Annotated in this window: 19 protein-coding genes; 13 read left to right on the plus strand and 6 right to left on the minus strand. The window is 62.4% G+C overall.

The window, feature by feature from the left end; all coding sequences use genetic code 11:
- Positions 1-111: 111 nt before the first annotated feature.
- Entirely contained in the window at positions 112-1,401 is a 1,290-nt protein-coding gene (gene cytX / locus DBR46_RS06795; RefSeq protein ID WP_124525532.1) for a putative hydroxymethylpyrimidine transporter CytX, read from the plus strand.
- Here the strand turns inward: cytX and DBR46_RS06800 are convergent.
- Complete coding sequence (locus tag DBR46_RS06800) at positions 1,370-2,107, minus strand: RsiV family protein (RefSeq protein WP_124525533.1); 738 nt, start codon at positions 2,105-2,107, stop codon at positions 1,370-1,372. The genes cytX and DBR46_RS06800 overlap by 32 nt on opposite strands.
- 248 nt (positions 2,108-2,355) lie before the next feature.
- On the opposite strand from DBR46_RS06800, the gene DBR46_RS06805 reads away from it, so the two are divergent.
- From DBR46_RS06805 to DBR46_RS06840, 8 genes are all read left to right on the plus strand, one after another.
- Positions 2,356-2,973 carry an NUDIX domain-containing protein gene (locus DBR46_RS06805; protein WP_124525534.1) on the plus strand — a complete coding sequence of 206 codons (618 nt, stop codon included), beginning with the start codon at positions 2,356-2,358 and terminating at the stop codon, positions 2,971-2,973.
- On the plus strand, positions 2,964-3,413 hold the full coding sequence (locus DBR46_RS06810) for a DUF1249 domain-containing protein (protein WP_017734937.1): 450 nt from the start codon (positions 2,964-2,966) through the stop codon (positions 3,411-3,413). Before DBR46_RS06805 ends, DBR46_RS06810 begins: the two co-directional genes overlap by 10 nt.
- A gap of 98 nt (positions 3,414-3,511) precedes the next feature.
- Positions 3,512-4,327, plus strand: coding sequence for a 3',5'-cyclic-AMP phosphodiesterase (gene cpdA, locus DBR46_RS06815; RefSeq protein WP_124525535.1), 816 nt, complete (start codon positions 3,512-3,514; stop codon positions 4,325-4,327).
- Between the two features lie 206 nt (positions 4,328-4,533).
- A complete protein-coding gene (locus DBR46_RS06820) occupies positions 4,534-5,142 on the plus strand; it encodes a YqiA/YcfP family alpha/beta fold hydrolase (protein ID WP_124525536.1) in 609 nt (202 codons plus the stop codon).
- A 45-nt stretch (positions 5,143-5,187) separates the two neighbouring features.
- Entirely contained in the window at positions 5,188-7,092 is a 1,905-nt protein-coding gene (gene parE / locus DBR46_RS06825; RefSeq protein ID WP_017734940.1) for a DNA topoisomerase IV subunit B, read from the plus strand.
- Positions 7,092-8,087, plus strand: coding sequence for an esterase-like activity of phytase family protein (locus DBR46_RS06830; RefSeq protein ID WP_124525537.1), 996 nt, complete (start codon positions 7,092-7,094; stop codon positions 8,085-8,087). Before parE ends, DBR46_RS06830 begins: the two co-directional genes overlap by 1 nt.
- 70 nt (positions 8,088-8,157) lie before the next feature.
- Positions 8,158-10,422: a DNA topoisomerase IV subunit A gene (parC, locus tag DBR46_RS06835; RefSeq protein WP_124525538.1), complete on the plus strand. Its 2,265-nt coding sequence runs from the start codon at positions 8,158-8,160 to the stop codon at positions 10,420-10,422.
- Between the two features lie 175 nt (positions 10,423-10,597).
- On the plus strand, positions 10,598-11,308 hold the full coding sequence (locus DBR46_RS06840) for a membrane integrity-associated transporter subunit PqiC (protein ID WP_177414006.1): 711 nt from the start codon (positions 10,598-10,600) through the stop codon (positions 11,306-11,308).
- Positions 11,309-11,531: 223 nt separating this feature from the next.
- Here the strand turns inward: DBR46_RS06840 and DBR46_RS06845 are convergent, their stop codons facing one another.
- Positions 11,532-13,037, minus strand: a complete 1,506-nt coding sequence (locus DBR46_RS06845) for an AhpA/YtjB family protein (RefSeq protein ID WP_124525540.1) — start codon at positions 13,035-13,037, stop codon at positions 11,532-11,534.
- Between the two features lie 133 nt (positions 13,038-13,170).
- Between DBR46_RS06845 and serB the strand changes: the two genes are divergently transcribed.
- Positions 13,171-14,385 carry a phosphoserine phosphatase SerB gene (gene serB / locus DBR46_RS06850; protein ID WP_017734945.1) on the plus strand — a complete coding sequence of 405 codons (1,215 nt, stop codon included), beginning with the start codon at positions 13,171-13,173 and terminating at the stop codon, positions 14,383-14,385.
- 137 nt (positions 14,386-14,522) lie between these two features.
- On the opposite strand, the gene asd is transcribed toward serB, so the two are convergent.
- Genes asd through DBR46_RS06865 form a run of 3 tightly spaced genes read right to left on the minus strand, consistent with a single transcriptional unit; the run spans position 14,523 to position 17,808 of the window.
- Positions 14,523-15,383 (minus strand): archaetidylserine decarboxylase, encoded by an 861-nt coding sequence (asd, locus tag DBR46_RS06855; protein ID WP_124525541.1) that lies wholly within the window; start codon positions 15,381-15,383, stop codon positions 14,523-14,525.
- Positions 15,384-15,399: 16 nt separating this feature from the next.
- Entirely contained in the window at positions 15,400-16,215 is an 816-nt protein-coding gene (locus DBR46_RS06860) for a rhodanese-like domain-containing protein (RefSeq protein WP_124525542.1), read from the minus strand.
- A gap of 57 nt (positions 16,216-16,272) precedes the next feature.
- On the minus strand, positions 16,273-17,808 hold the full coding sequence (locus DBR46_RS06865; protein WP_124525543.1) for an HDOD domain-containing protein: 1,536 nt from the start codon (positions 17,806-17,808) through the stop codon (positions 16,273-16,275).
- 167 nt (positions 17,809-17,975) lie between these two features.
- On the opposite strand from DBR46_RS06865, the gene motA reads away from it, so the two are divergent.
- Positions 17,976-18,827, plus strand: coding sequence for a flagellar motor stator protein MotA (gene motA / locus DBR46_RS06870; protein WP_010213623.1), 852 nt, complete (start codon positions 17,976-17,978; stop codon positions 18,825-18,827).
- A gap of 3 nt (positions 18,828-18,830) precedes the next feature.
- Positions 18,831-19,847, plus strand: coding sequence for a flagellar motor protein MotB (gene motB, locus DBR46_RS06875; RefSeq protein WP_124525544.1), 1,017 nt, complete (start codon positions 18,831-18,833; stop codon positions 19,845-19,847).
- Positions 19,848-20,006: 159 nt separating this feature from the next.
- Here motB and rsgA read toward each other — a convergent pair whose 3' ends face one another.
- Positions 20,007-21,038, minus strand: a complete 1,032-nt coding sequence (rsgA, locus tag DBR46_RS06880; RefSeq protein ID WP_122485460.1) for a small ribosomal subunit biogenesis GTPase RsgA — start codon at positions 21,036-21,038, stop codon at positions 20,007-20,009.
- Between the two features lie 108 nt (positions 21,039-21,146).
- Here rsgA and orn point away from each other — a divergent pair, with 108 nt between their 5' ends.
- On the plus strand, positions 21,147-21,689 hold the full coding sequence (gene orn, locus DBR46_RS06885) for an oligoribonuclease (RefSeq protein ID WP_124525545.1): 543 nt from the start codon (positions 21,147-21,149) through the stop codon (positions 21,687-21,689).
- Positions 21,690-21,691 lie beyond the last annotated feature (2 nt).

Below are 21,691 nucleotides of genomic sequence, written 5' to 3' on the forward strand. Positions count from 1 at the left end.
CTCTTCGCGAGCAAGCCCGCTCCCACATTTGGAATGCATTTCAAATGTGGGAGCGGGCTTGCTCGCGAATGCAATCTCCCAAACAACACATGTTCCTCAGAGATAACATCCTTGAGCATTCAACCGAGTACCTACTCCCCTGATACCGCAGTGCCGAGCGACAAAAGAGTCTTCGGCGCCCGCGACCTGTTCTCCCTGTGGTTCTCCCTCGGCATCGGCCTGATGGTCCTGCAAACCGGCGCCTTGCTCGCGCCGGGCCTGGGCTTGTCCGGTTCGCTGCTGGCGATCTTCCTCGGCACCCTGGTCGGCGTGTTGCTGCTGGCCGCCGTCGGCGTGATCGGCAGTGACACCGGCCTGTCCGCCATGGCCGCCCTCAAACTCAGCCTCGGCGCCAAAGGCGCGAGCCTGCCGGCGCTGCTCAACCTGCTGCAGCTGATCGGTTGGGGCTCGTTCGAAATCATCGTGATGCGCGACGCCGCCAGCCTGTTGGGCACGCGGGCGTTCAGCGATGGCAGCCTGCTGGCCAGTCCGTTGCTGTGGACGCTGTTCTTCGGTGGTTTGGCGACCTTGCTGGCCGTGAGTGGCCCGCTGACCTTCGTGCGCCAGATCCTGCGCAAATGGGGCATCTGGCTGCTGCTCGCCGCCTGTCTGTGGCTGACCTGGAACCTGTTTGCCAAGGCTGACCTTGCCGCCCTCTGGGTCCAGGCCGGTGACGGTTCGCTGCCGTTTGCGGTGGGTTTCGACATTGCCATCGCCATGCCATTGTCGTGGCTGCCGCTGATCGCCGATTACTCACGGTTCGGCAAGCGCGCCAAGAGCGTGTTCGGCGGCACGGCGCTGGGGTTCTTTATCGGTAATTTCTGGCTGATGAGCCTGGGCGTGGCCTACACCCTGGCGTTTGCGCCAAGTGGTGAAGTGAATGCGCTGCTGCTGGCGCTGGCCGGTGCGGGGCTGGGGATTCCGCTGTTGTTGATCCTGTTGGATGAGTCGGAAAACGCCTTTGCCGATATTCACTCGGCGGCGGTGTCCAGCGGCATCCTGTTGCGCTTGAAGGTCGAGCATCTAGCCCTTGCAATAGGCGTGATCTGTACGCTGATCGCCTGCTTTGCGCCGTTGGCCCAGTACCAGAACTTCCTGCTGCTGATCGGTTCGGTGTTCGCGCCGCTGTTTGGCGTGGTGCTGGTGGATCATTTCATCCTGCGCCGCCGTGGCCAGGGCGTGGTCGCCGTGTTGCGCTGGCCGGCGCTGGTGGCCTGGCTGGGGGGCATCGGTACTTACCATCTGCTGGCCAATCTGTACCCGGATGTCGGCGCGACCCTGCCGGCGCTGGTGCTGGCAGGGCTGTTGCAGCTTATTCTCGGTCGCGCCTTCAGCGGCGCGCGGGCACCAGTTCAGGCTTGAGAATGCCTTCCAGGCGCGAGTAGGGAATCTGCAGCTCGACGTGGCCCAGGGCGTACGGTGCGATGGTGGTGGTGGGGTATTTGAGGATCACGCCACCATAGGTCAGCGCCACGTTCGGGGTTTTCTGGAAGGGGTAGGTCTTCACGAACTCCGGCTCCAGGCTCAGGCGGGTGCTGATCAGCCAGCTGTTGTGAGCGACCTGGGCAGCTTTCCAAAAGGCGTCTTCCTTGCCGGGCAGCAGCATGTCGGTCAGCGACAGGGCTTTTTGCTGCTGGCGCGAATAGTTGATGAACGCGCGGCCCGGCTCGCCGTGGGTGGCGCCCTGGTCCAGGTAGCTGGACAGCTCGATGATCACCAAGCCGTCATGCTGCTCGCGTACCTTGGCCTGCAAGTACATGCTGTTGCGCGGCGCGGTGCTGCGCAGGAACTGCTCGCTGTACGTCGCCAGGCTAGTGGGCAGCGGGTCGGCCTGGGTCATTTCCAGCAGGCGCTGTTCGATCAAGGCATCCAGCTTGGGCTCCTTGGCGAAGTGCACGGTGTCGATATTCACCAGCGGGCAGTCGGCGCTGGCGCAACCCGGCTTGCTTTGCTCGGTGGCGTCGCGGGTGGCTTCCAGCGGCGTGCGCCAGCTCGGTTGAAACAGGCTTTGGCAGGCACCCAGGGTCAGTGCAATGCAGGCCACGGAGGCGATTTTTAAAAGCGACATGGATGTCCTTCGTCTAACGATAAGAGCGAAATGGTGCAGCTTCGACTACCGGCAGGGCAGTCAGTTCGCCACTAAGCTGATTAGAGGGGCGTTCTCAATTAGTTTCCCCGGCGCGACGGGGAAACTAATTGAGAGCGCCCCCCTGAGTTTGACGTTCGCCGTCTATCCCGGCAACCGGAAAGGGGCTGCACCAACCGCTGCGAGCGCGTTAGGATGGCGCGAATTGCACAGGCTTAACGAGGAAGGGTATGACGGACATTGCGAAATCGACGCCGAGCAAGATCGAGATTGTGAAGGAGGAAACCGTTTTCAAAGGTTTCTACCAACTCGATCGCCTGCAACTGCGCCACGAGAAATTCGACGGCGGCATGAGCCGGGAGATCAATCGCGAAGTCTTCGTTCGTCATGATGCCGTGTGTGTATTGCCCTACGACCCACAACGTGACGAAGTGGTCTTGAACGAGCAGTTCCGCATCGGTGCCATGGGCCGTACCGACAACCCGTGGCTGATCGAAATGGTCGCCGGCCTGATCGACAAGGACGAGCAGCCGGAGGAGGTTGCACACCGTGAGGCCGAGGAGGAAGCTGGGCTGACCTTCTCCGCGTTGTGGCCGATCACCAAGTATTTCCCATCGCCCGGCGGCAGTACCGAATTTGTCCACTTGTACCTGGGCCGCTGCGACAGCACAGGCGTAGGTGGCGTCCATGGATTGGAAGAAGAGGCAGAAGATATCCGCGTCACCACCTGGGCCTTCGAAGATGCCCTGCAAGCGGTGCGCGACGGCAAGATTTCCAACGCAGCCAGCATTATCGCCCTGCAATGGCTTGCGCTTAATCGCGCGGAAGTGAGGGGGTTATGGCAGTAAAGGCACGGGAACGTTACCGGGTTGACCTGATCGGGCTGCAAGCGGCCTGTGAGGCCAACTATGCGCGGCTGATGCGTCTGCTCCCCGATATGCGCCACGCCCCGGCGGCGCGGCGCATCGGCGTGACCCATGGCGACCAGATGCTCGGTGTGTTGACCCTGGAAGTCATCGTCAACTGCCCGTACACCACCACCCTGCGCGTGCGCCAGGAACACAGCCTGCCATGGCTGCCGGTGCCGCAACTGGAAGTGCAGGTGTACCACGACGCCCGCATGGCCGAAGTGATCAGCGCCGAACATGCGCGGCGCTTTCGCAGCATCTATCCTTACCCGAATGTGTTCATGCACCAGCCCGATGAGAAAGCACAGCTCAATGTGTTCCTCGGTGAATGGTTGAGTCACTGCCTGGCCCTGGGCCATGAGTTCGAAGCGGTGCGGTAGATGTGAACTGCGTCTGCTTCCTTGGGTTTCCTCTTTGTGTCCTGCCCCAGCATAATCGCGCTATTCGTCCATTCCTGTGATTGCCCTGGGAGAGCGCCTTGCCGAGCGTAGCCACCGTGAACCCCGATGCACCCGCGTTGCTGGTGCAACTGTCCGACAGCCACCTGTTTGCCGAGGCCGACGGCGCGTTGCTGGGCATGAACACCCGCGAAAGCCTGCAACGGGTGATCGAACTGGTGCGCGTGCAGCAGCCGCGAATCGACTTGATGCTGGCCACGGGGGACCTGTCCCAGGACGGTACACTGGAGTCCTACCAGCAATTTCGCGACATGACCCGGCAGATCGACGCCCCCGCGCGCTGGATTCCCGGCAATCACGACGAGCCCCAGATCATGGCCCACGCCGCCATGCGCAGTGATTTGCTGGAGCCGGTGGTCGATATCGGCAACTGGCGCGTCACCCTGCTGGATTCTGCCGTGCCGGGCTCGGTGCCGGGTTACCTGCAAGACCAGCAACTGCAATTGCTCGCCCAGGCCCTGAGCGAAGCGCCGAGCCGCCATCACCTGGTGTGTTTCCACCATCATCCGGTGTCCATCGGCTGTGCCTGGATGGAGCCCATCGGCCTGCGTAATCCCGACGCGCTGTTTGCCGTGCTGGATCGCTTCCCGCAGGTCCGGGCGGTGCTCTGGGGGCACGTACACCAGGAAATCGACCGCGAGCGCAACGGCGTGCGGCTGCTGGCCTCGCCGTCCACCTGCATCCAGTTCGCGCCGGGCAGCGAGGATTTCCAGGTCAGCGAACAGGCACCGGGGTATCGCTGGTTGCGCTTGCATGCCGACGGGCGGTTGGAGACGGGTGTGGAGCGGGTCCAGGACTTCGAATTTACGGTGGATTACGGCAGCAACGGCTATTAAACGCTGCAAACGCTGATCAAAAATGTGGGAGCGGGCTTGCTCGCGAATGCGGTGTGTCAGTACCAGATGCAGTGACTGACACTCCGCATTCGCGAGCAAGCCCGCTCCCACATGGGTTCTTCGGTGTCCTGTGGATTGAGGTCATCACACAGGGCCGCTATCCCTGTAAACTGCGCCTCTTTGGCCCACGTCATGGAGAGCCCGGCATGTCCGCTTCGATCCTGTATATCCACGGTTTCAACAGTGCGCCGGCGTCCAACAAGGCCAGCCAGTTGATCCGTGTGATGGATGCCCTCGGCCTGGCCGACCAGCTGCGCGTGCCGGCCCTGCATCACCACCCGCGTCAGGCAATTCCCCAACTGGAAGCGGCGATCGCTGAACTGGGGCGCCCGCTGCTGGTCGGCAGCTCACTCGGCGGCTACTATGCAACCCATCTTGCCGAGCGCCATGGCCTCAAGGCGCTGCTGGTCAACCCAGCGGTCAGCCCCCATCGGATGTTCGACGGTTACCTGGGCACCCAGAAGAACCTCTACACCGATGAAACCTGGGAATTGACCCACGACCACGTCACGGCCCTGGCCGAGCTGGAAGTGGCGGCGCCCCAGGACGCCGGGCGTTATCAGGTGTGGTTGCAAACCGGCGATGAAACGCTGGATTATCGCCTCGCCCAGCAGTATTACCGGGCCTGTGCCTTGCGCATCCAGGCCGGTGGCGACCATGGTTATCAGGGGTTCGCCCAGCAACTGCCGGCGCTCTTGAGTTTTGCCGGCATTGGCGCAGATCAGTATCAATCCTTCGATTTTTCGTCACTGTAAAAATCGCAGGTCACTTTTTAATCGAACGACTCACGACGAGACCCCATGGCCACTCCCAGCGCTAGCTCTTATAACGCCGACGCCATCGAAGTCCTCTCGGGCCTCGACCCGGTGCGCAAACGCCCCGGCATGTACACCGACACCAGCCGGCCGAACCACCTTGCCCAGGAAGTCATCGACAACAGTGTCGACGAAGCCCTGGCCGGCCACGCCAAGTCGGTGCATGTCATTCTTCACGCTGACCACTCCCTGGAAGTGTCCGACGACGGTCGCGGCATGCCGGTGGACATTCACCCGGAAGAGGGTGTGCCGGGCGTCGAGCTGATCCTCACCAAGCTGCACGCCGGTGGCAAGTTCTCCAACAAGAACTACCAGTTCTCCGGTGGCTTGCACGGCGTGGGTATTTCCGTGGTCAACGCCCTGTCTACGCTGGTGCGGGTCAGGGTCAAGCGCGATGGCAACGAATACGAGATGACCTTCGCCGATGGCTACAAAGCCACCGACCTGGCCGTGATCGGCACCGTTGGCAAGCGCAACACCGGTACCAGCGTGTACTTCGCGCCGGACCCGAAATACTTCGATTCGCCGAAATTCTCCATCAGCCGCCTCAAGCACGTGCTCAAGGCCAAGGCTGTGCTGTGCCCGGGCCTGCTCGTCACCTTTGAAGACAAAGGCACCGGCGAGAAGGTCGAGTGGCATTACGAAGACGGCCTGCGCTCCTACCTGGAAGACTCCGTCAGCGACTTCGAGCGCCTGCCCAACGAGCCGTTCTGCGGCAGCCTGGCGGGTAACAAGGAAGCCGTCGACTGGGCGCTGTTGTGGCTGCCCGAAGGCGGCGACAGCGTGCAGGAAAGCTACGTCAACCTGATCCCCACGGCCCAGGGCGGCACCCACGTCAACGGGTTGCGCCAGGGTTTGCTGGATGCCATGCGCGAATTCTGCGAATACCGCAGCCTGCTGCCGCGCGGCGTGAAGCTGGCGCCGGAAGACGTGTGGGAGCGCATTGCGTTCGTGCTGTCGATGAAGATGCAGGAGCCGCAATTCTCCGGCCAGACCAAAGAGCGCCTGTCGTCCCGCGAGGCGGCGGCGTTTGTCTCGGGCGTGGTCAAGGATGCGTTCAGCCTGTGGCTCAACGAACACCCTGAGCTGGGTCTGGCCCTGGCCGAGCTGGCGATCAACAACGCCGGCCGTCGCTTGAAGGCCAGCAAGAAGGTCGAACGCAAGCGCATCACTGCGGGCCCGGCACTGCCGGGCAAGCTGGCCGATTGCGCCGGGCAAGACCCGATGCGCTCCGAACTGTTCCTGGTGGAAGGTGATTCCGCCGGTGGTTCCGCCAAGCAAGCGCGGGATAAAGAGTTCCAGGCGATCCTGCCGTTGCGCGGCAAGATCCTCAATACCTGGGAAGTCGATGGCAGCGAAGTCCTGGCCAGCCAGGAAGTGCACAACATCGCCGTGGCCATCGGCGTCGATCCGGGCGCGGCGGACATGAGCCAGCTGCGCTACGGCAAGATCTGCATCCTCGCCGACGCCGACTCCGACGGCCTGCACATCGCCACCTTGCTGTGCGCGTTGTTCGTCCAGCACTTCCGCCCGTTGGTGGATGCTGGTCACGTCTACGTCGCCATGCCGCCGCTGTACCGCATCGACCTGGGCAAGGAGATTTTCTACGCCCTCGACGAAGCCGAGCGCGATGGCATCCTCGACCGCCTGGTGGCCGAGAAGAAACGTGGCAAGCCACAGGTCACGCGATTCAAAGGCCTGGGTGAAATGAACCCGCCGCAACTGCGCGAAACCACCATGGACCCGAACACACGGCGCCTGGTGCAATTGACCCTGGAAGACTACGCCGCCACGTCGGAAATGATGGACATGCTGCTGGCGAAAAAACGTGCGCCGGACCGCAAGTCCTGGCTGGAATCCAAAGGCAACCTTGCCGAGGTGCTGGGCTGATGCGCACAGGCTTCGCCCTGGCGATCCTGATGTGGAGCGGGCTGGTGGCTACCTCGGTAGCGGCCGCGCCCGTGGCTGAGCTGAAACTCGTCTCCGAACACCCGGTGGACGGCATGCGCGGCGGCAATCTGTCGGGCCTGGCCTTGTGTGGCAAGGAGTTGTGGACGGTTTCCGACCGTGATGACGACCAGATCTATCGCCTGGATATCAGCGCGTCGACCTGGCAGGCCGAAACGGTGAAGATCGACGTGCCGCCGGTGCCGGAGTCCGGCTTGCCTTGGGGGTTGCGTTCGCGCACCAAGGCCGCTTCGTTCATTCGCGGTGGCGACCTGGATTTTGAAGGCATCAGCTGCGATGCCGCGGGTAACCGCTATATCGTCAGCGAAGCGCATGCGGCGGTGCTGCACGTGCCGGTGAACGGTGCGCCCGAGTGGTTGAAGATTGCCCCAGGCATGGTGCGTGAAGCGCGGGCCAGCGGCATGTTGCTGCACTTCAATGCGTTGTTTGAAGGGCTGGCGATCAATCCCGAAAGCAATCAGATTTGGCTGGCAGCCGAGCGCGAAAGGCGCGGCCTAATCTCGATCAAGCGTGGGCAAAGCGTGTGGGATTGCGACGGTCCGTGTGTATTGCTCAGCGAAGCCGGCCAGGAAGTGCAGCCAGCCAAGTTCACCAATGCCAAGGCCGTGTCCAAGGACTTTGCCGACCTGGCGCTGTTCAACGGCAAGCTGTTTACCCTGGAGCGCAATGCGTTCCAGATTTGCCGGCGCGATGCGATCACGGCCAAGGTCGAGCTGTGCTGGTCGTTTGCCGACGAGACCCTGACGCCTGAGCGGCGCTATCCTCAGGCCTATGGCCTGGCCGAAGCCCTGGTGGTGGACGCAGACGGTGCCTGGCTGGGCATCGACAACAACTTCGGCCCCCGTGCCGATGGTGAAAAACGCCCGGTGGTCTATCGTTTCGCCGCCCCGGCCGGTGGCTGGAGTGCCCAGCCATGAACCCTGAATTTTTTGAATTGACCCGGCGCCGCGGCATTTCCGCCGCGCCTTACCCAATGATGAGGCCCGCATGAGTGACATCCTCGCAGACAGCTTAGATGGCGTAGAACGCCGGTCGCTGGCTGACTTCACCGAAAGTGCCTACCTCAACTACTCCATGTACGTGATCATGGACCGTGCCTTGCCGCATATCGGCGACGGCCTGAAGCCCGTGCAACGGCGCATCATCTACGCCATGAGTGAGTTGGGCCTGGACGCTGATTCCAAGCACAAGAAATCGGCGCGTACCGTCGGCGACGTGCTCGGCAAGTTCCACCCCCACGGCGACTCCGCCTGCTACGAAGCCATGGTGCTGATGGCCCAGCCGTTCAGCTACCGCTACACGCTGGTGGACGGCCAGGGCAACTGGGGTGCGCCGGATGATCCGAAGTCCTTCGCCGCCATGCGTTACACCGAGGCGCGCCTGTCGCGTTACTCGGAAGTGCTGCTGAGCGAGCTGGGGCAGGGCACCGCCGATTGGGGCCCGAACTTCGACGGCACTCTCGACGAACCGCTGGTGTTGCCGGCACGTTTGCCGAATATCCTGCTTAACGGCACCACTGGCATCGCCGTGGGCATGGCCACCGACGTGCCGCCGCATAACCTGCGTGAAGTGGCCACGGCGTGCGTGCGTTTGCTCGATGAGCCCAAGGCCACGGTCGAACAGCTCTGCGAGCATATCCAGGGCCCGGACTACCCGACTGAAGCGGAAATCATCACGCCGCGCGCCGACCTGCTGAAGATGTACGAAACCGGTAAGGGCTCGGTGCGCATGCGCGCCGTGTACCACATCGAAGATGGCGACATTATTGTCACCGCGCTGCCGCACCAGGTGTCTGGCGCCAAGGTACTGGAGCAGATCGCCGCCCTGATGCAGGCCAAGCCGTCGAAGCTGCCGCAAGTGGCCGACCTGCGTGACGAGTCCGACCACGAAAACCCGTGCCGCATCGTGATCATTCCGACCAACAGCCGGGTCGACCACGAAGTGCTGATGCAGCATCTGTTCGCCAGCACCGACCTGGAGTCGAGCTACCGGGTCAACGTCAACATCATCGGCCTGGACGGCAAGCCGCAGCTGAAAAACCTGCGCAACCTGCTGGTGGAGTGGCTGGAATTCCGCGTGCAGACCGTGCGTCGCCGCCTGCAATTCCGCCTGGACAAGGTCGAGCGTCGCTTGCACCTGTTGGACGGCTTGCTGATTGCCTACCTCAACCTGGATGAAGTGATCCACATCATCCGTACGGCCGAGCACCCGAAAGCCGAGTTGATCGCGCGTTTCCAGCTCAGCGAGATCCAGGCCGACTACATCCTCGACACCCGCTTGCGTCAATTGGCGCGACTGGAAGAAATGAAGTTGCGCGACGAGCAAGACGCGTTGCTCAAGGAACAAGCCAAGCTGCAAGCCCTGCTGGGCAGCGAGACCAAGCTGAAGAAGCTGGTGCGCACCGAGCTGATCAAAGACGCCGAAACCTACGGCGACGACCGCCGCTCGCCAATCGTCCAGCGCGCTGAAGCGAAAGCGCTGACCGAAACCGAGCTGCTGCCAAACGAGAAAATTACCGTCGTTCTGTCGGAAAAGGGTTGGGTTCGTTCGGCCAAGGGGCATGATATTGACGCCACCGGCCTGTCGTACAAGGCTGGCGACGGCTTCAAGACTGCTGCGGCCGGGCGTTCCAACCAGTTTGCGGTGTTTATCGACTCGACCGGGCGCAGCTATTCTGTGCCGGCCCACACCTTGCCGTCTGCACGGGGCCAGGGCGAGCCGCTGACCGGGCGCCTGACGCCGCCACCAGGGGCGAATTTCGAGTGCGTGCTGCTGCCGGATGACGATTCGCTGTACGTGATTGCGTCGGACGCGGGTTACGGTTTTGTGGTCAAGGGTGAAGACCTGCAGGCCAAGAACAAGGCGGGCAAGGCCCTGTTGAGCTTGCCGAACAACGCCAAGGTGATCCTGCCGCGACCCGTGGACGATCGTGAAAACAACTGGCTGGCCTCCGTGACCACCGAAGGGCGTTTGCTGGTGTTCAAGATCAGCGACCTGCCGCAACTGGGCAAAGGCAAGGGCAACAAGATCATCGGTATTCCTGGCGAGCGCGTAGCCAGTCGCGAAGAGTACGTGACTGACATCGCGGTGATCCCGGAAGGTGCAACGCTGGTGCTGCAGGCCGGCAAACGCACGCTGTCGCTGCGGCCTGACGACCTTGAGCATTACAAGGGCGAGCGTGGTCGGCGTGGCAACAAACTGCCGCGGGGCTTCCAGCGCGTGGATGCTTTGTTGGTAGAAACGCCGGTTTAACGCGTATTAGAGGCCTCGATCTACGGTTTAACGCGTAGATCGACGCTTTGGCGCTGGAGTCATGGCGCATATTCACGGATGATATGGCCTTTCCAGCGCCGGCGTGGCCGCGCGTGTTTAGGGTTTTTTCAGTATTAGTTGTGGTTCGCCTTGTGGCAGCCACCTGGATGGGATGATGACCGCTCCACGCGTTCCTTTATTTTTGATGCTCGCTGGCCTGTTGGGGTTGGCGGGTTGCAGCACGCACCAGCCGGTGTCGCTGTACCAGCTGGACAGCGGCAGCCCCGCGCAGCCAGCCCAGGCTACCGGCATGGCGGTATTGCTCGGCCCGGTCGTCGTGGCGGACTACCTGCAACGCGAAACCCTGCTGCAACGTCAGAACGACGGCAGCCTGCAAGGTTCCACCGATGGGCGTTGGGCGGGCAGTTTGTCGTCCGACATCAACCAGCTGATGCTGCGCCAAGTGGCCGGTCATCTGGACAGCCAGCGTGTGGTGCTCGCGCCTGCGCCGACTGGCTTCAGCCCGGATGTACAGGTGCTGTTGACCATCACGCGCCTGGACTCCGGCACCTCGCAGCCAGCGATCCTGGATGCCCAGTGGCGCTTGATCGACCGCCGTGGCCAGGTGCGTGACAGCCGCATCGTGCACTTGCAGGAAGAGCACGCCGGCACCACCGCGTCCCAGGTCCAGGCCCAGGGCGTGTTGTTGCAGCATTTGGCACAGCAGTTGTCGGTGGCCCTCAAACCATTGGCCAACCAGCCGCCCATTGCCGAGGCGCCACGCAAACAGGCCCCGGTGCAGGCGGCCAAGCCTGCTGAACCGCAGAAGCCGAAGATGCCGATGGCAACGCCGATTCGTACGGATATGGAAGTGTTCAGGTTCTGACCTGAATCGCTGACACAAAAAAAGGCCCGCTGACTCAGCGGGCCTTTTTGTTTGTGCGCGATCTGGATATCACTAAAGATCACCTGTGGGAGCGGGCTTGTGTGGGAGCGGGCTTGCTCGCGAATACGGAGTGTCAGTCGATACATCAGTGACTGAATCACCGCTTTCGCGAGCAAGCCCGCTCCCACACAAGCCCACTCCACAGTGGATGTTGCAGTGTTGCTTAAGGCTTGCGGGTCTCGTGCATCCGCGCCAGTTGGCGCTCCAGCATCGACGGATACGGCTCCATCAACCGCTCCACACAGCTCGCGCCTTCAGGGCTGGCAATCGGGCGGATACGCGCGCGCTGGCGGATCAATGTGTCTTCACTGATCTTGCGCTCCACCAGCAGCAAGTTGCGGCTGTGTTGCGACAAGGCCAGGGCATCCTGTGCGCTCTCGGTGAGCAGCAGGTCGATCTGGCTCATGCCAAACAGGTCGTCGCTCACCGTCAGGCCCAGTTGCAGTTGCAGGGTGATGCCGCTGTCCGCCACTTCGATCTGCAGGGCATGGCCCAGGGCGCGCAGCAGCTCGCCGCAGCAGATGGCGTTGGTCAGGTAGTCTTCGCCGCTGTCTTCGCTGTGGAACAGCATCAGCGTGCTGCCGTCGTTCAGGGTGTGCAGTTCGCTCTGGTACAGCGAGGCGGCCTGGTCGAGGCAGTCGCGGTAGCGTTCAAGCAATTCCGTCAGGCGGGTGCGGGGCAGGCGGCGCAGTTGATCCTGGGAGCCCAGTTGCACGGCCAGGACCGCACTGTGCTGGGGCTCGGCGTTCTTGACCGGGGCAGGCGTTGGCGCGACAGCCGGGCTGTTGGACGCGGTATCGCGCAGGTCGGCGAACGGGTCTTCGTCGTCCAGCTCGTCTTCATCGGCCTGGATCGCCTTGCGGGTGGCAGGCTTGAGGCCGGCGACCGGTGGGGCTTCATCAAAGCCCGGCTCACCCACGTCGAACTCAGGCTCGTCGTCGTATTCAGGCTCGGGCTCAGGCTCGCGCACGGTCGGTTCCGGGGCGAAGCTGGTGTGCAGTTGGCGGGCGAGGTCGCCGATTTCATCCTGGCGGTCGGTGGCCGGGGTGTGTTCGTCGATGTCCCGCAGCCAGATGCGCAGTTGCATCAGCGGCGTGGAGATATGCCGACCCAGGCGCAGGCTCAGGGCCAACGCCAGGGCCAGCAGGATCGCGCTGAGGATGCCCATGCTTTGCAGGCTGATGGTCATCGGCTGCTGGAATTGCTGCATGTCCAGGCTGATGCGCAGTTGGCCGGCCTTCACGTCCTGGAACGTGATGTTGCTCTGGTACAACCCTTCGGCTTCGCCCAGCAGGCCATTCTTCGGGCGCTGCCCGGCTTCGGCCATGATCCGGTTGTCCACGCTGTAGATGGCGGCGTGGGCCACCAGCGGGTTCTTGGTCAGGTTGTTGAGCAGCACGTTGAGGCTGAGGATGTCGTTGGACACCAACAGCTCGGTCGCCGATGTGGCGGTTTGCGTGGTCAGGCTCTCGCCCAGGGCGTCGGCCTGTTCGTGCATGGCCTGTTTGAACTGCAAACCCATCACGCAGGCGTAGATCACCAGGGCCAGGGCGACCAGGATCACGTTATGGCTGGCGATGCGTAATGCGATCGGTACACGGCGGTGGCGCAGTGCCCGGAAGATCAGCAGGAAGAAGTTATCGGTTTTTACTGGCGTGGGCCGGTTCACTTGCGCTCGGCTCTTGGTCCGTGAAGTTGACGCGCAGTATAGCGATAGGCCCCAGAGCGTCAAAGCGCTGGCTGTGCCCGATGGTCACTGAAAGTGGGTAGAATGCGGTTTTTTTCCAGCCTGGGGGTGCGCCTTGCGCGAAATTGTCCTGATAAACATCACTGGTGAAGATCGCCCGGGTCTGACGGCGGCGATTACCGGCGTTCTGGCCCAGGGTGGTGTGAACATTCTCGACATCGGCCAGGCGGTGATCCACGACACGCTGTCGTTCGGCATCCTCGTTGAGATCCCGAGTACTGAACAGGCGTCTTCGGTGCTCAAGGACATCCTGTTTACGGCGTACAAGCTTGATCAGCAGGTGCGTTTCACGCCGGTGTCCGAAGCCGATTACCAGCATTGGGTCGCCGGTCAGGGCAAGAAACGCCACATCGTGACGCTGCTGACCCGCAAGGTCACGGCTGAGCAGTTGCAGCGCGTCAGCTCGATTACTGCGCAATACGGCTTGAATATCGACCATATCGACCGTCTGTCGGGTCGCATGCCGCTGGACACTCCAGCTGACAAGGGCAAGGGCTGCATCGAGTTCTCCGTGCGCGGTGAGCCGGCTGACCCGCAAGCCCTGCGCGCCGAGTTTCTCAGCGTGGCCCAGGAGCTGAATGTCGATATCGCTTTCCAGGAAGACTCGCTGTTCCGCCGCAACCGTCGCCTGGCGGTGTTCGACATGGACTCCACGCTGATCGAAGCGGAAGTCATCGACGAGTTGGCCAAGGCGGCCGGCGTGGGCGAGCAAGTCTCCGAGATCACCGAGCGCGCCATGGCCGGTGAGCTGGACTTCCGGGCGAGCTTCAAGGAGCGCCTGGCGCTGCTTAAAGGCCTGGATGTCAGCGTGCTGGACTCCATCGGCGCCTCGCTGCGCCTGACCGAAGGCGCTGAAACCCTGTTCGCCGAGCTCAAGCGCCTTGGCTACAAGACCGCGATCCTGTCGGGCGGCTTCACTTACTTCGCCAAGCAATTGCAGGCCAAGCTGGGCATCGACTACGTGTTCGCCAACGAGCTGGAAGTGGTGGATGGCAAAGTAACTGGCGTGGCGGTCGAGCCGATTGTCGACGCGCAGCGCAAGGCTGACCTGCTGAAGGAACTGGCGCACAAGGAAGGTTTGCGTCTGGAGCAGACCATTGCGGTCGGCGACGGCGCGAATGACCTGCCGATGCTGGCGATTGCCGGGTTGGGTGTGGCGTTCCGCGCCAAGCCGCTGGTGAAGCAGTCGGCGAAGCAGGCGATTTCGACCTTGGGGTTGGATGGGGTGTTGTATCTGCTGGGCTTCCGCGACCGCGACGGTCAGCTGTAACTCTCCTTCCCCTGCTGGAATGGGATCAAAAATGTGGGAGCTGGCTTGCCTGCGATAGCGGTGTTGGATTCACCACCGTCATCGCAGGCAAGCCAGCTCCCACATTGATCGGGTTCCAGCTTTAAATCTATTGTGAATCAGGCTTTTGGCAGTGCCATACCCTGGCCCATCTGCACCGGCGTGCCGGCTGCCAGCTCTTCAGCCCACTTCACCTGATCCGGCCCGAACAGCACGATTGCAGTCGAACCCAGTTTGAAGCGGCCCAGCTCAGCGCCTTTCTCCAAGTGAATCGGCGCACGCGCGGCCTCATCGTAGCGGAAGGTTTTCAGCTCACGCTTCGGCGGTGTCACCAAGCCAGCCCACACGGTTTCAATCGACGCCACAATCATCGCGCCCACCAATACCACGGCCATCGGGCCGCGTTCGGTGTCGAAAATGCAGGCAACTCGCTCGTTACGCGCAAACAGCTCCGGTACGTTTTCGGCGGTGGTCTGGTTGACCGAGAAGATGCGCCCCGGGATGTAGATCATCTCGCGCAGGGTGCCGGCCAGCGGCATGTGCACGCGGTGGTAGTCCTTCGGCGACAGGTACACCGTCGCAAAATCACCGCCCATGAACGGAGCCGCCACGGCGGAATCACCGCCCAGCAGTTCCAGCACGCTGAAGCTGTGGCCTTTGGCCTGGAACACGCGACCATGTTCGATCGGGCCAAGCTGGCTGACCGCGCCATCGGCGGGGCTCAAGATCGCGCCTGGAGTTTGGTCCAGCGGGCGAGCGCCGTCTTTCAGCGCGCGGGTGAAGAACGCGTTGAAGTGCTCGTAGGCGGTCACGTCTTCAACCAGGGCCTGGGACATGTCCACTTGATAGCGCTTGGCGAACCAGCTGGTGAAGGCGTTCTTGAACCAGCGCACGCGGCACTCGGCAATGCAGCCGGCCAAGCGCGACAGCAGGTGGTGCGGCAGCAAGTACTGGCTGAGGATAAACAACTGCTTTTTCATTTACTGTCCTTAAACCTTAAATCTCAACGGGGGTGTCGGGGTGGTTGCCCCATTCGCCCCAGGAACCGGCATAACCTTTGACTCGCGGATAACCGAGCGCCTTGGCCACCAGGTAGGTGAAGCCAGAGCGGTGGTGAGTCTGGCAGTGGGTGATGATTTCTTTGTCGCGGGTCAGCCCGAGGTCTTCGAGGATCTGCGGCATGTCGCGGCGGATGCGCAGGTTGCGCGCAGGGTCCATGCCGGCGGTCCATTCGAAGTTCACGGCGCCGGGGATGTGCCCACCTTTGGCGGCGAGGACTTTCTCGCCGGAATACTCCAGCGGGCCGCGTGCGTCCCAGATGCCCAGGTCGGCAGCACCGAGGCGGCTTTGCAGGTACTCGCGGGTGGCGGTGGGGCCATCGTGCAATGTGAGGCTGACCGGGCCGCCGACGGGCGCGGGCACGTCGGTGCTGACCGGGTGCTGGCCTTCCAGCCAGGCCAGCAGGCCGCCGTCGAGGTAGTGGTATTTCTGATGGCCGATCACGTCGAGCATCCAGATGAAACGCCCGGCCCAGCCGCCGCCTTCGTCGTCGTAGACCACGTAGGTCGCGTCCGGGGTGTGGCCCAGTTCGCCGAAAAGTTTTTCCAGGTTGGCCTTGTGGGGCAGCAGGCCCGGTGCAGGCGGCTGGCCCAATTGGGTACGCTTGGGGTCAACGAAATGCGCGCCGGGGATATGCCCCTGAGCGTAGCGGGCGGCACTGGTGAGGTCCACCAGAATCAGGTGTTCGGCATCAAGGCGACCTTGCAGGTCGCTGGATTCGATCACCAGCGGCAAGCCAGAGAAGTCAGGCATGTGAGGTCTCCTGGGCACAAATGTTGGCGATAAAGGACCGCGATTGTAGCGCAAGCATCAGGCGCTGCGGTTGGTAAAGCAGTGCAGGGCCTTCTCGATGCATTGTGCCGTTTTGCCGAAGGCTTGCACGGTGGTTTCCGAGAACGGCCCGCCGCCCTGGTCGGCCACCATCAGCATCACCACCTTGCCGTTGCAGCTCAGGGAGCGCAGCAGCAGGTGTTCGCCGGTGAACAGGCGGCGCAGGATCGGCGGCAGCAAGGCCGAGAACTGCGCGTGGTTGTCCGGGGTGAGGCGCACCTGCGCGGACTTTTCCAGCAGGCGTTGCAGCAGGGTGCTGTTGGTCACGTCCAGGCTGAGGTTGGCGGCGTCCTTCGGCAAACCGTCGGCCTGATGCACACGCAAGGTGCTTTGGGCACGGTCGGTCATCAACAGCATGACCCGCTGCATGCCGCTGGCCACCAGGGCTTCCTTGGCGCAAGTAGTCAGGTGCATGGCGTTGGCAAAGCGGCTTGGCTCCACCAGCAACTCGGTGCAGCGCTTGCGCCATACGGCCAGGGATTCGGCGGTAGGTGGCGGCGCGGGCAGCAGGCCGCGATGGATTTTTTGCACATGCCACGGCCAGATCAGCGACAGCGCCGGGTGCCACAAGTCCGGCATCAGCGTGGTGCGGGCGCTGGTAACGGCTTGCTGATGGACCTGTTGCTGCACATCGCCCAGCGGCTGTTGCAGGTACAGCGCGGTGAGGTATTGCCAGCGTTCGGTGTGCGGGCAGGTCCAGGATTCCTGGGCCGACATCGCCAGGCCGTTGGCCAGCAGTACGGTGTTGGCCGGCTGGTTCAGCCAGCGCCGCAGGTTGGGTTCGGCGTCGAGCAATTGCTGTTGGCGCAGGGCGTCGTCTTCGCGGGCGATGTGCAGCGCCTTGACCAGCAAACGCTGCTCCTTGAGCAGCAGGTTGTAGCCCTGGGAGACCCAGATCGGCAGGTGCCAGGCTTCGGTCAAGCCCAGGCACAGGTCCAGCAGGCGTACGCCGAACAATTCCTGCTCGACCTGGCGCGCCGACTGGCCTTTGTGGATCACCCGCAGTTCCCATTCTTCGAGGAGCTTGGGGTAGGCGACCGCCATCGGCCACAGCGGTGACAGAAACAGCAGGCTGCCCCAGTGAATGTCCTGCCACAAACGCGCCAGGCGGCTGGCGAACAAACCGTTGGCCTGTTGCGAGGCGTGCTGGCTGACCAGCAGCAATTGGCGCAAGGCCACGGGAATCTCATGGGCCGGCACCGACGGCAGGCGCGCCAGCAGCTCTTCGGCGCGTTTCAGGCCGAGGCGGTTGAGCGCCACTTCGAGGTTTTCCGCAGGCTCCGTGAAACTGCCGTGGGTATGGCTGTTGGCCTCGCGCATCACGCTGAGCACCAGCGCCGGGCTGTTCTGCATCAGCTCGGCAATATCTCGCAACGAACTGCGGCTATCGCGGATGCCTTTGCACACGCGCTCATGGCTGGCCTGGGGGACGGGCAGCAGCACATCGTCCAGGCGCTTGATCCAAGCGGCGAGGGAAGTGGGTTTTGCAGTTGGGACTGTCGTTTCATTAGCCATGATTGGGGCGCGATCATCACTTGCGGTCAACACGCCCGGATCGGGCCGAACTGGCTTTTCGCCTTAACGGGCTATAGTCTGGCGCAGTTTTGCCGATAAGTAGAACAAGAGTTTTTCAGTTCCACCAAATATGTCCATGAACCCGACGGCGCAAGTACAGATCCCCTATGGCTAAAATTATCGGCATCATCGTCGTCTTCGCAAGCGTGCTCGGCGGGTACGTCCTGTCCCACGGTAAAATTGCCGCGCTGATCCAGCCTTTCGAGGTGATGATTATCGGTGGTGCGGCGTTGGGCGCGTTCCTGCAAGCGAACCCCGGCTACATGACCATGCACGTGATCAAAAAGTCGCTGGGCATGTTCGGTTCGCGCTTCACCCACACCTTCTACCTGGAAGTGCTGGGGCTGGTGTACGAGATCCTCAACAAGAGCCGCCGCGAAGGCATGATGGCCATCGAGGCCGACATCGAAGACGCCGCCGCCAGCCCGATTTTCGCCAAGTACCCGGCCGTGCTCAAAGATGAGCGCATGACCGCCTACATCTGCGATTACCTGCGCATCATGTCTTCCGGCAACATGGCCCCCCATGAGCTGGAAGGCCTGTTCGACATGGAATTGTTCAGCCTCAAGGAAGAGCTGGAGCACCCCTCCCACGCCGTGACCGGCATCGCCGACGGCATGCCCGGCTTTGGTATCGTCGCGGCGGTACTCGGTATCGTGGTCACCATGGCTTCCCTGGGCGAAGGCGACCAGGCGGCCATCGGCATGCACGTAGGTGCGGCACTGGTCGGTACCTTCTTCGGTATTCTCGCGGCCTACGGCTTCTTTGGCCCGCTGGCCACCTCCCTGGCCCACGATGCCAAGGAAGAAATCAACCTGTACGAATCGATCAAGGCCAGCCTGGTCGCGTCCGCTTCCGGCATGCCGCCATCGCTGGCGGTGGAATTCGGTCGCAAGGTGCTGTACCCGAAACATCGCCCAAGTTTCGCCGAGCTGGAACAAGCGGTTCGCGGTCGCTAAGCCATGGAAAACAACCAGCCGATAATCATCAAGCGCGTCAAGCGCTTCGCTGCGGGGCACCATGGTGGTGCCTGGAAAATCGCCTTCGCCGACTTTGCGACGGCGATGATGGCGTTCTTCCTGGTGCTGTGGCTGATGTCCACCGCCACGCCGGAACAAAAGATCGCCATCGCCGGTTACTTCAAGGACCCGATTGGCTTCTCGGAAAGCGGCACGCCCTTCGTCATCGACCTCGGCGGTTCGCCGCAGTTGGCGCCGGAGCGCACCATCAACCCCGAGATCAAGACCGAGTCGCCGCAGGAAAATATCCCGATCGAGCGCGATACCGTCGAAGCCATGGCCGAGCAGGTCGAGCAGGAACGCCTGGAACTGTTGCTGCAAGAGTTGCAGACCAAGGTGGATGAGAACCCGCAGCTGCTGAAGTTCAAGGATCAGATTTCGTTCGAAATCACTCCGGACGGCCTGCGCATCCAGATCACCGACGCCGCCAACCGGCCGATGTTCGATTCCGGCAGCGCGCGCCTGAAGCCGTACTTTGAAGACATCCTGCTGGCCATGGCCGACACCATCAAGGCGGTGCCGAACAAGATCAGTATCAGCGGCCACACCGACGCCAAGCCGTACTCGGGCCAGGGCGACTTCGGCAACTGGGAACTCTCGGCCAACCGCGCCAACGCCGCCCGCCGCGCGCTGGTGGCCGGCAGCTACCCGGACCCGCAAGTGGCGCGCGTGGTGGGTTTTGCTTCGTCGCAGCTGTTTGATCATGAAGACCCGTTCAACCCGATCAACCGCCGTATCGACATCGTGGTGCTGACCAAAAAGGCCCAGCGTGCGATTGAAGGTGAACAGCCCAAGCCAGTGCCAGCGCCGGGTGCGGGTGCGCCAGGTGAAGTGCCGGCTGATCCGAATGCGATCCCGCCGGGGCAAGAGCCGCTGCCGGCCCATGAACTACGGCAGAAGTTGAACCTGTTTGATGATGGTGGGGTGAAGGATCCTACGGTGCCTAAGGCTGGTTCTTAAGCCGCACAAACAAAAAGGCCGCGATGATCGCGGCCTTTTTGTTTGTGAGTGAGCTTTCTGTGGCGAGGGAGCTTGCTCCCGCTGGACTGCGTAGCAGTCCCCGGCTTTTTTTAGGGGCGCTGCGCACCCCAGCGGGAGCAAGCTCCCTCGCCACAAGGGTCAGTAAGTGCTTTCAGGAAGACTCGCAATAATCGACCGATAGCTATTCATCCGCTGCTGCTGCACACGCCCATCTTCCAGTGCCTTGAGCAACGCACAACCCGGCTCGCGGTCGTGTTTGCAGTCGCGGAAGCGGCAGGTGCCGATCAGGTCGTTGAACTCGATAAAGCCCGCTTCCACATCGCTGCGGCTGACGTGGCCGAGGCCGAATTCACGGATACCCGGGGAGTCGATCAGCTCGCCGCCGCCCGGGAAGTGGAACAATCGCGCCGTGGTGGTGGTGTGGGTGCCCTGGCCGGACAGTTCCGACAGCGGGCCCACGCGGGTTTCGACTTCCGGCAGCAGGCTGTTGACCAGCGAGGATTTACCCACGCCGGATTGGCCGACAAACACGCTGATGCGCCCGTCCAACTGCTGTTGCAGCTGTTCCATGCCATTGCCGTGATGGGCTGAAACCTCCAGCACCGGGTAACCCAGGGTGCGGTAGACCGCCAGCAGCGCATTCAGCGCCGGGGCGTTCTGTTCGTCGATCAGGTCGAATTTGTTCAGCAGCAACAGCGGGCGGATGCCGGCATGCTCGGCGGCTACCAGGTAGCGGTCGATCAGGTTGGCATGGGGCTCGGGCAGCGGCGCGAACACGATCACGATCATGTCGACGTTGGCCGCGACTGGCTTGAGCTGGCCACGGCTGTCGGGGCGACGCAGTTCGGTGGTGCGCGGCAACTGGGCGACGATCACGCCGATGCCCTGGTTGCCGGCACGCCAGACCACCTTGTCGCCGGTGACCAGCGCCGGCAGGTTGGCGCGCAGGTGGCAACGGAATACCTGGCCGGCCAGTTCGCCTTCCAGCGCCTCGACTTCGACCTGCACCCCAAAATGCGCGATCACCAGGCCCGTTTGCTCGGGGCCCAGGTCGCCGCCCTCAAGCGCTTCCACGGCGGAGGATTCACGTTTGGCGGCGCGAGCGGCGCGTTCACCTTGAATCTTTTCGATGCGCCAGTTTTGGCGACGATTGAGCTGGCGTTTGGCCATTGGTGTTCCGTGTCGATAATGCAAAGGTTGGGTAAAACGGTCGCGAGTCTAGCACGGCCCCGCCTGCTAAACTGCGCAGCTACGCCAAGGTGCCAAGAGAATCAAGCCATGCAAAACCCACAGAACCTGATTTGGATCGATCTGGAAATGACCGGTCTGAACCCCGACACCGACGTCATCATCGAGATGGCGACCATTGTCACCGACAGCAACCTCAACACCTTGGCCGAAGGTCCGGTGATCGCCATTCACCACAGCGACGCCGTACTCGCCACCATGGACGAGTGGAACACCCGCACCCACGGCAACTCCGGCCTGACCCAGCGCGTGCGCGACAGCCGTATCAGCATGGCCGAAGCCGAAGCCGAGACCCTTGCGTTCCTGGAGAAATGGGTGCCGAAGGGCAAATCGCCGATCTGCGGCAACAGCATCTGCCAGGATCGTCGCTTCCTCTATACCCACATGAAGGGGCTGGAAAGCTACTTCCACTACCGCAACCTGGATGTGTCCACCTTGAAAGAGCTGGCCGCGCGTTGGGCGCCGGAAGTCAAAGACAGCTTCCATAAAGGCAGCACCCATCTGGCGCTGGATGATATTCGCGAGTCAATCGCCGAGTTGCAGCATTACCGCAAGCATTTCATCAAGGCTTGAAT

It is taken from the genome of Pseudomonas sp. KBW05 (genome assembly GCF_003852405.1).
Taxonomy (GTDB): Bacteria; Pseudomonadota; Gammaproteobacteria; order Pseudomonadales; family Pseudomonadaceae; genus Aquipseudomonas.